The organism is Mesorhizobium sp. M2A.F.Ca.ET.039.01.1.1, from assembly GCF_003998035.1.
GTDB lineage: Bacteria > Pseudomonadota > Alphaproteobacteria > Rhizobiales > Rhizobiaceae > Mesorhizobium.
Window position 1 is genome coordinate 1 of sequence record NZ_RZRY01000122.1, and the last position, 12,372, is coordinate 12,372.

General features: G+C 64.6%; 9 protein-coding genes and 1 pseudogene. 5 read left to right on the forward strand and 5 right to left on the reverse strand.

Features of this window, described 5'->3' with window-relative positions:
• From EOA24_RS12350 to EOA24_RS12360, 3 genes and pseudogenes are all read left to right on the forward strand, one after another.
• Positions 1-486, forward strand: a pseudogene (locus tag EOA24_RS12350) (bifunctional methylenetetrahydrofolate dehydrogenase/methenyltetrahydrofolate cyclohydrolase); the annotation flags it as partial.
• 14 nt (positions 487-500) lie between these two features.
• Positions 501-1,499: a GlxA family transcriptional regulator gene (locus tag EOA24_RS12355; RefSeq protein WP_095819786.1), complete on the forward strand. Its 999-nt coding sequence runs from the start codon at positions 501-503 to the stop codon at positions 1,497-1,499.
• Positions 1,500-1,594: 95 nt separating this feature from the next.
• Entirely contained in the window at positions 1,595-3,265 is a 1,671-nt protein-coding gene (locus tag EOA24_RS12360) for a VWA domain-containing protein (protein ID WP_127409817.1), read from the forward strand.
• Between the two features lie 66 nt (positions 3,266-3,331).
• Here EOA24_RS12360 and edd read toward each other — a convergent pair whose 3' ends face one another.
• From edd to zwf, 3 genes are all read right to left on the reverse strand, one after another.
• Positions 3,332-5,155, reverse strand: a complete 1,824-nt coding sequence (edd, locus tag EOA24_RS12365) for a phosphogluconate dehydratase (RefSeq protein WP_126079093.1) — start codon at positions 5,153-5,155, stop codon at positions 3,332-3,334.
• A gap of 61 nt (positions 5,156-5,216) precedes the next feature.
• Positions 5,217-5,933, reverse strand: coding sequence for a 6-phosphogluconolactonase (gene pgl, locus EOA24_RS12370; RefSeq protein ID WP_126079092.1), 717 nt, complete (start codon positions 5,931-5,933; stop codon positions 5,217-5,219).
• Positions 5,915-7,384: a glucose-6-phosphate dehydrogenase gene (gene zwf / locus EOA24_RS12375; RefSeq protein WP_126079091.1), complete on the reverse strand. Its 1,470-nt coding sequence runs from the start codon at positions 7,382-7,384 to the stop codon at positions 5,915-5,917. Before zwf ends, pgl begins: the two co-directional genes overlap by 19 nt.
• Before the next feature lie 259 nt (positions 7,385-7,643).
• Here zwf and EOA24_RS12380 point away from each other — a divergent pair, with 259 nt between their 5' ends.
• Both EOA24_RS12380 and EOA24_RS12385 read left to right on the forward strand, forming a co-directional pair.
• Entirely contained in the window at positions 7,644-8,390 is a 747-nt protein-coding gene (locus EOA24_RS12380; protein ID WP_126083533.1) for an SDR family oxidoreductase, read from the forward strand.
• 177 nt (positions 8,391-8,567) lie between these two features.
• Complete coding sequence (locus tag EOA24_RS12385; RefSeq protein WP_126079090.1) at positions 8,568-9,863, forward strand: Mur ligase family protein; 1,296 nt, start codon at positions 8,568-8,570, stop codon at positions 9,861-9,863.
• A 42-nt stretch (positions 9,864-9,905) separates the two neighbouring features.
• Here EOA24_RS12385 and EOA24_RS12390 read toward each other — a convergent pair whose 3' ends face one another.
• Together EOA24_RS12390 and EOA24_RS12395 are read right to left on the reverse strand one after the other, a co-directional pair.
• Complete coding sequence (locus tag EOA24_RS12390; protein ID WP_189353919.1) at positions 9,906-10,796, reverse strand: SH3 domain-containing protein; 891 nt, start codon at positions 10,794-10,796, stop codon at positions 9,906-9,908.
• 257 nt (positions 10,797-11,053) lie between these two features.
• Positions 11,054-12,337, reverse strand: coding sequence for an FAD-binding oxidoreductase (locus EOA24_RS12395; RefSeq protein ID WP_126079089.1), 1,284 nt, complete (start codon positions 12,335-12,337; stop codon positions 11,054-11,056).
• Positions 12,338-12,372 lie beyond the last annotated feature (35 nt).

Sequence of the window (12,372 nt, forward strand, 5' to 3'; positions counted from 1 at the left end):
TTCGTGCCCTGCACGCCGGCGGGCTCCATGCTTTTGATCGAACGCGTGCGCGGCAAGGATCTTTCCGGCCTCAACGCCGTTGTCGTCGGCCGTTCCAACATCGTCGGCAAGCCGATGGCCAATCTGCTGCTCGCCGCCAACTGCACGGTGACCATCGCCCACAGCCGCACCAGGGATCTGCCGGCGCTGGCACGCACCGCCGACATCCTGGTCGCCGCCGTCGGCCGCCCCGAGATGGTCAAGGGCGATTGGGTGAAGCCCGGTGCCACCGTGATCGATGTCGGGATCAACCGCATCCCGGCGCCCGAAAAGGGTGAAGGCAAGAGCCGCCTGGTCGGCGACGTCGCCTATGTCGAGGCGGCCAAGGTCGCCGGCGCCATCACGCCGGTGCCCGGCGGCGTCGGGCCGATGACCATTGCCATGCTGATGGCGAACACTGTAGCTTCCGCCTACCTCGCGGCCGGGCTGAAGCGGCCGTCCTTCTGATCGAAAGCAGATCCTTGCCGAACCTTACTGCTCCTGTCGAACGGCCGATCACGAACGATCCCGTTCAGGGCGGCCGTCAGTTCGGCTTCCTGCTCGTCGACAAGTTCTCGATGTTCTCGCTGGCCGCCGCCATCGACTGCTTCCGCTCGGCCAACCGCCTGCTCGGCCGCGACTTCTATGGCTGGACGACGATTTCGGCCGACGGCGATGCGGTCATGGCCTCCAACGGCCTGCCGCTGAAGATCGACTATTCGGTCGCCGACATGCCGCCGGTCGACATCCTGTTCGTCTCGGTCGGGCTCACCACGGAATTCCCCGGCAAGAGCAAGGTGCTGGCGGCTTTGCGCAGCTGGGGCCGGCGCGGCAATGCGCTCGGCGCGCTGTCGGTCGGCTCCTATCTCCTGGCCGAGGCCGGGCAGCTCGACGGCTACCGCTGCACCATCCATTGGGAGAACCGCGCCGGCTTCATGGAGCGTTTTCCAGACATCAACTGCACCGGCAATGTCTTCGAGATCGACCGCAAGCGCTACACCTGCGCCGGCGGCACCACCTCGATCGACCTGATGCTGGAGATTGTGCGCGGCGATTTCGGCTCCAACCTGGCCAATGGCGTCGCCAATCAATTCCAGCACGAGCGCATCCGCTCGGCCGGCGACCGCCAGCGCGTCGGACCGGAGCGCGATCTCACCGGCAAGTCGGAGAAGCTCAGGCGCATCGTCGAGCTGATGGCCGACCATCTCGACGAGCCGCTGTCCGCCGTGCAGCTCGCCAAGTCGGCGGGCCTGTCGGTGCGCCAGGTCGAGCGCCTTTTCCTGCGTCACCTCAGCGTGACGCCCGGTCGCTATTACATGCGGCTGAGGCTCGAACGGGCGCGCGAATTGCTGCGCCAGACCAACATGCCGATCCTCGACGTGGCGATCGCCACCGGCTTCACCTCGCACTCCTATTTCGCGCAGAGCTACCGGCTGCAGTTTGGCCGCCCGCCATCGGAAGAGCGCCGCACCACTTATTAGAGCGCTCCGCCTTCCGCCCTCGGCCGGGCTTGTTTCCAGGACCCGCCTCAAATAGCTTTCGCAACGCGGACGAGGGTTGCTCTCAGGAGATTTTCATGGCGGGACTGATACGGAGCGTCGCTGCGGCGGCCTTCCTTTTGTCGATGACCAGTTTCGGCTTTGCCGCCAACAAGGTCATCATCATCCTCGATGCATCGGGTTCGATGTGGGCCCAGATCGATGGCAAGCCGAAGCTCGAGATCGCGCGCGAATCGCTGCGCACGGTGCTGCAGTCGGTACCGGCCGATGATGAGATCGGCTTCATGGCCTATGGCCACCGCACCAAGGGCAGCTGCGACGACATCGAGCTGATCGTGCCGCCGCAAGCCGGATCCGCCAGCGCCATTTCGGCCGCCGCCGACAGCATGAAATTCCTGGGCAAGACGCCGCTCACGGCCGCGGTCAAGCAGGCCGCCGAGGCGCTGAAATACACCGAGGACAAGGCAACGGTGGTGCTGATCATCGACGGGCTGGAGACCTGCGGCGGCGATCCCTGCGCACTCGGCAAGGAGCTCAAGGAAAGCGGCGTCGACTTCACCGCCGACGTCGTCGGCTTCGGCCTGACCGCCGACGAGGGCAAGCAGATCGCCTGCCTCGCCGAAAACACCGGCGGCAAATACATCCAGGCCTCCGACGAGAAGGCGCTGCAGGACGCGCTGGTCGAGACCGTGGCGGCTCCGGCTCCGGCTCCGGCGCCGGCGCCAGAGCCGGCTCCGTCACCCGCGCCAGCGCCCGAGCCCGCCAAGCCTGAATTCAATTTCATGCCGAGCGTGGTCATGGCCGAGGGGGGTCCCGAGATCTCCGACAACAGCAATGCCTGGGAAATCTACAAGGCCAATGCGGACGGCTCGCGGGGCGATCAGGTCATGACCGAGTACGGCGAGCTGAAAACCAATCTCGAACCGGGCGACTATATCGTCGTCGGCCGCGATGACGAGGCAAGAAGCGAGCAGAAGATCAAAATAGAGGCCGGCCAGGTTTACAAGCCGCTGTTCACGCTCAACGGCGGTACGCTGGTTATCCATCCGCATGCAAGCCAGGGATCGGAGATCAGCGGCGAGGCGCGTGTCGACTTCGCCTATCCGGGCGGCAGCACCACCCACTATGGCGACGCCAAGGCGACTGTCCCCGCCGGCGAGCAGAAGGTGACGGTGCAGATCGGCGCCGGCACGGTAACCGAGACCATTCAGCTTGCTGCCGGACAGACGGTCGAGAAGGACGTCGTCGTTGGCGTTGGCCACGCCGTGCTCAACGCCTTCTATACGGCAGGCGGTGACAAGGCCGACAATTCCGGCATTAGCTTCGAAATCGTCAAGGCTAAGAAGAAGATCGACGGTTCCCGCGAGAGCGTCGAGCACTCCTATGGTCCCGACAGCAAGTTCTGGCTGCCGCCGGACGACTATGTCGCGCTCACCACGCTCGATCTTGCCATTGCCGAGCAGCCCTTCACCATCAAGGCCGGCGACAACCAGGACATCAAGGTCACGCTCGACGCCGGCGTGCTGGCCATGTCGGCGCCAGGGGCTTACTCGATCGAGGTGTTCTCGTCGAAGAAGGATATCGAAGGCAAGCGCAAGTCGCTGGGCTTGAGCTATGGCGACAGCTGGCAGCAGACGATTCCCGCCGGCGATTATGTCGTCGTGCGGCACGCCTCCGACCAGGGCCAGGACAAGGAAATGCCGGTGACGATCAAGGCCGGCGAACGGAGCGAGATCACCGTGCAGTAGTTGTTTCGGCCGGAACAAAGACAAAGGGCGGCTCAAAGCCGCCCTTTGTCTTTTGAACCCGCAACGTCAGGCGCTTCCGAATGCCGCCGCCCCGTGGTCGGCGCGGCCGACCAGTTGCCGGAAGCCGGCGAACAGCTCACGGCCGAATCCGAACTCGTTGCCGATGAGGTCGGCGTCCGCCGTGCGGCGGAGCGCGAATTCGGTTCCCGGCACCAGCACCTCGAGTGTGCCGGCATCGGCGTCGAGCCGGATGACGTCGCCGTCATGGATCCTGGCGATCGGGCCGTCCTCGACCGCTTCCGGCGTCACGTGGATCGCCGCCGGCACCTTGCCGGAAGCGCCCGACATGCGCCCGTCGGTCACCAACGCCACGCGCTGGCCGCGATCCTGCAGGATGCCGAGCACGGTGGTGAGCTTGTGCAGTTCCGGCATGCCGTTCGCCTTCGGGCCCTGGAAGCGGATCACGGCGACGAAGTCGCCGGTGAGCTGGCCGGCCTTGAAGGCGTCGTTCAGGCCTTGCTGGCTGTCGAACACTTTTGCCGGCGCCTCGATGATGCGGCGTTCCGGTTTGACGGCCGAGGTCTTGATGACGGCATGGCCGAGATTGCCTCCAAGCACTTTCAGGCCACCGGTCGGCTGGAAGGCTTTCTTGACCGGCGCCAGCACCTTCTCGTCGCCGCTCACGAGCGGCGCCGCTTCGCGCACCACGCTGCCGTCCTCGCCAAGCCTCGCCTCGACCGCGTAGGGCCGCAGGCCTTCACCCCACACCGTCTGCACGTCCTCATGCAGCAGGCCTTCGTCGAGCAGCTCGCGGATCAGGTAGCCGAGCCCGCCGGCAGCATGGAAGTGGTTCACGTCGGCGAGCCCGTTCGGATAGACGCGCGCCAAGAGCGGCACGGCTTCCGACAGGTCGGAAATATCCTGCCAGGTCAGCGCGATGCCGGCGGCCGCGGCCATGGCGATCAGGTGGATCGTATGGTTGGTCGAGCCGCCGGTGGCGTGCAGGCCGACCACGCCGTTGACGATCGAACGCTCGTCGATCATGCGCCCGACCGGCGTATAGGCATTGCCGAGCGCGGTGATCGCCAGCGCCCGCTTGGCCGCTTCCCTGGTCAGCGCGTCGCGCAGCGGCGTGCCCGGATTGACGAAGGAGGCACCCGGCGTGTGCAGGCCCATGATCTCCATCAGCATCTGGTTGGAATTGGCGGTGCCGTAGAAGGTGCAGGTGCCAGGCCCATGATAGGACTTGGACTCCGCTTCCAGCAGTTCGGCGCGGCCGACCTTGCCTTCGGCATAGAGCTGGCGGACCTTGGCCTTCTCGTCATTCGCGAGCCCGGTCGTCATCGGTCCGGCGGGGATGAAGACGGCAGGCAGATGGCCGAAGGTGAGCGCCGCGATCACCAGTCCGGGCACGATCTTGTCGCAGACACCGAGGAAGACGGCGGCGTCGAACATATTGTGCGACAGGCCGATCGCCGCCGCCATGGCGATGACATCGCGCGAGAACAGCGACAATTCCATGCCGGGCTGGCCTTGGGTGACGCCGTCGCACATCGCCGGCACGCCGCCGGCCACCTGGGCGATGCCGCCCGCTTCCCGCGCGGCTTCCTTGATCAGCGCCGGGAAGGTCTCGAAGGGCTGATGCGCCGACAGCATGTCATTGTAGGAGGTGATGATGCCGAGATTCGGCACGCGGTCGCCGCCGAGCGCGATCTTTTCCGACGGGCTGCACACGGCAAAACCGTGGGCGAGGTTGCCGCAGCCCAGCACCGCCCGATTGGCGGTATTGCTTGACGCTCCGGCGATGCGGCCGAGATAGGCTTCTCGCCCGGCTTTTGAACGTTGGCGGATGCGTTCCGTGATGGCTTCGATATCGCGTCTGGCTGTCATGGTCCGTCCTTTCAAGCCCGGTAAGCGTCCTCCCCTGCCACCGGGCTGTCCTCAAATGAAATCAGGGTGCCCAGAACACCTCTATCCGTCCCGGCGCCGCTTCGAGCACGCTGCGGATGGGCTTTTTCGCGCCTGGACCCATCGCGCCGTTGAACGCTGTGCGCTTGTCCTCGCCTTCGATATGGAGCGCGACGAAGCCGGCCGCGACGATGCGCGCCATCGAGAGCGTCAGCCGCGGCTCGCCCCCGCTCGCCGCATGCACCGGCAGCACGATGCGCTGGGACGCGGGATCGAGCAACTCCTCGAGGTTGCCGGCATCGGGAAAGAACGAAGCCGTGTGGCCGTCGCCGCCCATGCCGAGAATGACCACGTCGAGCGGCCAGGGCAGCGACCGCAGCGCTTCGCTATCCGCCGCCGCGGCGTCCTCGATGCTTGCCGCCTCATGGTAGAGCGGCACGAAGCGCGCCGCCGCGGCCTTGTTCTGCAGCAGGTTCGCCGCCACCAGCCCGGCATTCGATCGCGGCGAGGACGGCGGCACGAAGCGCTCGTCGACCAGCGTCACAATAACCTTGTCCCAGGCGATCGGCGTCGTCGAGAGCGCGGCGAACAGCTTCGCCGGCGTGGTCCCGCCGGACACGGCGAGCAGCGCGGCGCCGCGTTCCGCAACGGCCCTGGTCAACCGGTCCGCGATCTCACCGGCAAGCGCCGTCGCGAGATCCTGGCGATCGGCAAAGCCGTTCCAGCCGTAGCTGACCTCGCTCAATTGCTCTCGTGCCATGTCCGTCCGTCACGTTCGATAAGCGCGATCGAGGCCGACGGCCCCCAGGTGCCGGCCGTATAGCCCTGGGCCTCCTGCCTGGCGCTCTCCCAGGCGTTCTGGATCGGATCGATCCATTTCCAGGCCGCCTCGACCTCGTCGCGGCGCATGAACAGCGTCTGGTTGCCCCGCACCACATCCATGATCAGCCGCTCATAGGCGTCCGGCGCGCGCGTGTCGAAGGACTGAGCGAAGCTCATATCGAGCGAAATCTGGCGCAGGCGCATGCCGCCCGGGCCGGGATCCTTGATCATGATGTATTGTTTGACGCCTTCGTTCGGCTGCAGCCGGATCACGAGCTGGTTGGCGAAGATCGGTCCGGCGCTGTCGCCGAAGATCGAATAAGGGATCGGCTTGAACTCGATGACGATTTCCGAGACGCGGGTGGCGAGCCGTTTGCCGGTCCTCAGATAGAAGGGAACGCCGGCCCAGCGCCAGTTGCCGATCTCGGCCTTGATGGCCACGAAAGTCTCGGTGTTGCTATCCTTGCCGAGTTCCTCGACATATCCCTTGACGGGACCGCCCGCCGAGGCGCCGGCGCGATACTGGCCGCGCACCGTATGCTTGGGCGCCCCGTTGCCGTTGATGCGCTTCAGAGCCCTGAGCACCTTCAGCTTCTCGTCGCGCACGGCATCGGCGTCCATGGACGACGGCGTTTCCATGGCGACGAGGCAAAGCAGCTGCAGAATATGGTTCTGCACCATGTCGCGCAGCGCGCCGGCCTTGTCGTAATAGGTGACGCGGTCTTCGAGCCCGACGGTCTCGGCGACGGTGATCTGAACATGGTCGATATGCGCCGAATTCCACAGCGGCTCATAGAGCGCATTGGCAAAGCGCAGCGCCATCAGGTTCTGCACCGTTTCCTTGCCGAGATAGTGGTCGATGCGGAAGATCTGGCCTTCGTCGAAATCGCCGCCGACCGCGTCGTTGAGGGCGCGCGCCGAGCTGAGGTCGCGGCCGATCGGCTTTTCCAGCACGATGCGCGAATTCGGCGTGATCAGCTTGTGCTCCTTGAGCTTGTGCGAGATGTCGCCGAACAGCGCCGGTGCCACCGCAAGGTAGAAGGCGCGGATCCGGTCGCTGTCGCCGATCGCCTTCTTGAGCTCGCCGAAGCCGGCGCCTGTGGTCGCGTCAGCCGACACGTAGGAAAGCCGCGCCAAGAAAGTCTCAAGCTCCTTGGCATCGACATCCTCCGGTTTCACGTGCTCGGATATCGCCTTCTTGGCGAAGGTCCGGAATTCGGCATCGCTCATCTTCGCGCGCGACGTTCCGATGATGCGCGTCGGTTCGGAGAATTGATGGTCGCGCTGGCGATGGTAGAGCGACGGCAGGAGCTTGCGTTCCGACAAGTCGCCGGTGCCGCCGAAGATGATGAAGTCGAAGGGATCGACAGGAATGATCTGGCTGGTCATGGTCAGTCCGATTTGATGCCTGATGGCGGCAGCGTGGTTGGTATATTCTAATCGATTTAAATTTTCCAGTGCCATGGTGTCACAGGCAGGACCAATCGCTTGCACTTGCATCGGTCCACATGTTTCCCGACACTCGCGCGCTGCCGGCAGGCTTATCGGCAAGCCATGGCTTCCGGCAGCGTTCGCGCCTGCACCATAGAACGTGAATGTGACGAAAGCTAAGGGAGATGGCTGCGGAAATCCAATGAGCGGGAAAGCCATGCGTCTGGAAAACAAGGTCGCCATCATCACGGGTGCCGCGTCGGGCTTCGGCGAGGGCATGGCGAAACGCTTTGCCGAAGAGGGTGCGCGCGTGGTCGTCGCCGATCTCAACGCCAAGGGCGCGGAGCGGGTGGCCGACGAGATCGGCAAAGACGCGATCTGGACCCAGACCGACGTGTCCCTGCGCTCCGAATTCGACGAGATGATCTACGCCGCCAAGAGCGCGTTCGGCCGCATCGACATCATGGTCAACAATGCCGGCTTCACCCACCGCAACGGCGATATGCTGGGCGTCGACGAGGAAACCTTCGACCTGATCACCGCCGTCAACATGAAGGCGATCTACCATGCGGCGCTTGCCGTCGTGCCGATCATGGACCGGCAGGGGGGCGGCGTCATCCTGACCACGGCCTCGACCGCAGGGCTTCGGCCGCGGCCGGGGTTGACCTGGTACAATGCTTCCAAGGGCTGGGCGATCACGGCCACCAAATCGATGGCCGTCGAACTGGCGCCGAAGAACATTCGCGTCAACTGCCTTTGCCCGGTTGCCGGAGAGACCGGCATGCTGGAGAAATTCATGGGCGACGACACGCCGGAGATACGCGAGAAGTTCCGCGCCTCGATTCCGCTCGGCCGGCTCTCGACACCGCTCGACGTCGCCAATGCGGCACTGTGGCTGGCTTCGGACGAGGCCGCCTTCATCACCGGCGTGGCGCTGGAGGTCGATGGCGGCCGCTGTGTCTAAAGCATGTCTCCCGAAAATGGGAACCGGTTTCGGGATAAAGACATGCGTAAAACCAAAACCTAAAGCGCGGGGAGCGAGCCTGAAAGATCGCGACGCGCTTTAGTCGATGACGTGCGGCTTGAGTTTGACTTGACGATCCGGCGAAAGGCATAACGGTGCCTGGATGGGGCGGGTGCCATGAATGCCGGACTGCGGAGAATTCGCAAGGAACTGGGGCAACGCCTCAAGATCTACCGGGCGAGGCGTGCAAGGGCGCGGAGCAAGGCCACCTTCATCGGCGTAACCGGCAGCTCAGGAAAGTCGACCGCGGTGAGCCTGCTCGGGCACATTCTGGCCGGCCACGGGCGGACCTACACGCGGGTTCTGGCCAACACGATAAATTCACTGGTCAGCACACTTTACAGGCACATGAACAAGCACGGCGAGGTCGACTATGTCGTCTTCGAGGCGGGCGCCTCCGGCGTCGATACGATCAGGCCCATGGCACAGCTGCTCAAGCCGCATGTGGCTGTTGTCACGATGGTGCAGCTCGAGCATTTTTCCAGTTTCAAGGCCTTGGAGAACGTCGCTCGGGAAAAACGCGCTTTGGTCGAGGCGCTGGGGCCTGACGGGCTGGCGGTACTGAACGCCGACGATCCCAATGTATTGGCCATGGCATCCGGCGGTGCGCATCGCCTCGTCACGTTCGGCGAGTCGGAAACGGCCGACTATCGCGTCGCCGACATCAGCGCCGCCTATCCGCGCACGCTCAGCTTCACGCTTCACTGCCGGGCCGGGGTGTTGAAGCTCAAGACGCCGTTTCCGGGAGAGCATTTCTGGCTGCCGACGGCTGCCGCGGCCGCGACCGCTCTCGAGCTTGGCGTACCAGCGCGAATGGTGGAGGACAGGATCGCGGCATTCGAGCCGTTGGCGAACCGCTGTCGCGTCCTGGTCGTCGATGGAGGACCGCATTTCGTCGTCGACACCGCCAAGGCCCCTTGGCATTCGCTGTCGCTCGCCTTCGACATGATGGCAAGATCAACGGCTGGGCGAAAGCGGATCGTGCTTGGCCAGCTGTCGGACTTTGCCGGCTCGAACGCAAAATATGCGCGCGCCTATGAAAGTGCGCGCGAGATTGCCGACCAGGTGATCTATGTCGGGGAGCATGCCCATCGCTCGAAAGCCAGCCAGGCCGATCGCGACAGCGGCCGGTTCGTGGAACTGCGGACGCCGAAAGAGGTTTCCGATCATCTCAGGCGCACTGCCGCGCCAGGCGAACTCATCCTTCTCAAGAGTTCTTCGAGTCTTCACCTGGAACGTTTGGCGCTCGCCTGGACATATGATGTGAAATGCTGGATCCCCGCTTGCGGGAAGAAGGAAGGCTGCCAGACTTGCGGCCTTTTCGAAGTGCCGTTCGAGGAGCATCGGGAGTTCGTCAAAAAGCGCAGGCATGATCGCTGGCGGCAGGGACTTCGTCACCTCTTCGGCGGCTGACGGCATCGCGGTTCGGCCGCGGGCGCCGCCGGCACAATGGCCTCACGCGCCGGTCTTGACGTAGCTCTTGTAGACCCAGCCGTGCTTGCCGTTATAGACGATCTCGCACCACCGCTTGCAGTTCATCACCTGCACCGATGCCTTGGCTGGCACGGTGACGATCGCGGCTGCGCCCTTCTTCGGTCCAGAGCGCATGGTGACGGCCCTCAAGATGCGTCCATTGGCGGCCGCACCGACCTTTTGAGGTTTCGGTTCGGACTGCGCCGCGTCATCGGTTGCCGGCGGATCGGCATCGGGAGCCTGTGGCTTGGCCTCAGGAATGGCGGCGGTCTGGGCGCCGTCCATCTTGTCGCCCGGCGTCTTCGCGGCCGTCTCGCCCGACGGTGCGGGCGCGGCAACCTGCGACAGTGCGTCCGAGGCGTCGTTCTCCGCGGCTGGTTCGGCGAAGGCCGTGTCGGTTGATCGCGCAGCGCCAGGCTCGGCGGCCTGCTTCGATGGAGCTGGTTGATCCCCTGCCGGCTCCGACGGGGATTTGGAGTCGGGAGCCGTCCAGCGGGGGCTGTTCGACGCCAGCGCCGGAATGTTGGCTTCGCGGGCCGCCGTCGCCGGCGAAACCGCATCCGCCTTGCGCGCGGCCTGTGGTGCCGGGGCCACGGTCACCGCCGCCGCCACCGGAGCGATCTTCGTGGTCTTCACCGGGATTGTCGGCACGGTCTGCTCGGCGCTGGCCGCGGCAACCTGCCGGCCGCTGCCCGGAATGCACAGCCAGAGCGCCACCCCGGCCACGCCGAGCAGCGCGACCGTGCCCACCGCTGCAATGACCAGATGCGCGTTCGACTGCACCTTCTGCCAGAAGGATGGCCGTACGTTATAGCCGAACTGCATTGTGAAGCGCTGCCGTTCCGGCGTGCCGAAACTGAAGGGCTCGTTCACTCAAACCACCTCCAACAAGCGGGCCGACGTTCTTTCGATCATTGCCGCGAGGGTTGGCATCGATCGGCATCGGTCCCGAAGTCACAGCGGACAAGGCCCGCGAAATCCCCGGAATTTTCGCCCATGATCGCATCTTTTACTGCTGATTATGGCATGAGTGAGCCAGATTGCGAAATTCTGCGCGTCCGTTAAGGCTTCCACAACCTGCCTCGTGGAAGCCGCCATCGTCGAATCGGCGCCTCGACCGCGCGCCAGCCTCAAATCCTGTCGCGCAGCGCAAACCAGCTGAGCGCCAGAAACAAGAGCGGCGCGCGAAAGCGGCGGCCGCCCGGGAAGGGGGGGATATTCAGGTCCTCGATCAGTTTCAGGCGGTCGCGATTGCCGGCAACGGTCTCGGCATAGAGCTTGCCGAAGAAGTTCGACAGCATGACGCCGTGGCCGGAATAGCCTCCGATCGAGATCACATTCGGCATCACTTCGCGCACGAACGGCTTTCTCGGCATGGTGATGCCGACATAGCCGCCCCAGCCATGCGTGATTTCGACATCCTTGAGGTCCGGGTAGAGTTCGGCGATCTGCCTGCGGATGTGGATATGGATGTCCTTTGGATCGTTGACGGCATAGACCTCGCGGCCGCCGAACAACAGCCTGCCGTCTTTTGACTTGCGGAAATAGCGCACCACGAAACGGGAATCGTCGACGGACTCGCCGCCCGGCAGCACTTTGGAAGCAGCGAGCGGCACGGTCGCGCCGATGAAAGAGCCGATCGGCATGATATGCGCAGCGCTCACCGGCTCGAGATTGCCGCCATAGGCATTGACGCCGATCAGGCATTTGTCGGCCGTGATCGTGCCCTTGGGCGTCGTGACCTTCACCTTGCCGCCGCTGGAAATTATGCCGGTGGACGGCGTCTGCTCGAAGAGATGTGCGCCGGCGGCGGCCGCCACTCTCGCCGTGCCGATCACCAGCTTCAGCGGATGGATGTGACCGGTGCCGATGTCGCGGGTGCCGCCGAAGTAGCGCGTCGAGCCCAACCGCTGCGCCGTCTCCGCCTGGTCCATGAAGCTCAAATGCGGATAGCCGAAGCGGCTCGCCATGATCTCGGCGTGTCGCTTGTAGTCGTCGACGTAACGTTTCTTGTGCGCCACGGAAAGCTGGCCCGGCATATAGTCGATGTCGATCGTGTTGGTGGCAGCGAAGTCAAGCAGATGCGCCTTGGCCTCTTCCGCCATGTCGAACAGCGCCCTGGCGCGGGAAAGGCCATATTCGGCCTCCAACTCTTCCGCCCAGGCACGCTGCCCGGTGCCGAGCTGGCCGCCATTGCGTCCGGACGCGCCGTCGCCGAAGCGATTGGCCTCGATCAGCACGACATTTGCGCCCGCCTTGGCCAGATGCGCTGCAGCCGAGAGGCCGGTAAAGCCGCCGCCGATGATGACGACGTCGCAGGTCCGGTCGCCGTCGAGAGGCGAGTACTCGGGGCGGGGTCCAACCGTATCCTCGTACCAGGACCGGCCGGGAGAGATGGGGGATTGGTAGGGCATGATGCTCGCAGTAGGGCAGTAGGGCAGTAGGGGAG

What these genes read in the sequence shown, in the direction of transcription:
- EOA24_RS12360 (WP_127409817.1), top strand. Translation starts at nt 1,595, where the DNA reads ATGGCGGGACTGATACGGAGCGTCGCTGCGGCGGCCTTCCTTTTGTCG.
- edd (WP_126079093.1), bottom strand. Translation starts at nt 5,155, where the DNA reads ATGACAGCCAGACGCGATATCGAAGCCATCACGGAACGCATCCGCCAA.
- pgl (WP_126079092.1), bottom strand. Translation starts at nt 5,933, where the DNA reads ATGGCACGAGAGCAATTGAGCGAGGTCAGCTACGGCTGGAACGGCTTT.
- zwf (WP_126079091.1), bottom strand. Translation starts at nt 7,384, where the DNA reads ATGACCAGCCAGATCATTCCTGTCGATCCCTTCGACTTCATCATCTTC.
- EOA24_RS12380 (WP_126083533.1), top strand. Translation starts at nt 7,644, where the DNA reads ATGCGTCTGGAAAACAAGGTCGCCATCATCACGGGTGCCGCGTCGGGC.
- EOA24_RS12385 (WP_126079090.1), top strand. Translation starts at nt 8,568, where the DNA reads ATGAATGCCGGACTGCGGAGAATTCGCAAGGAACTGGGGCAACGCCTC.
- EOA24_RS12395 (WP_126079089.1), bottom strand. Translation starts at nt 12,337, where the DNA reads ATGCCCTACCAATCCCCCATCTCTCCCGGCCGGTCCTGGTACGAGGAT.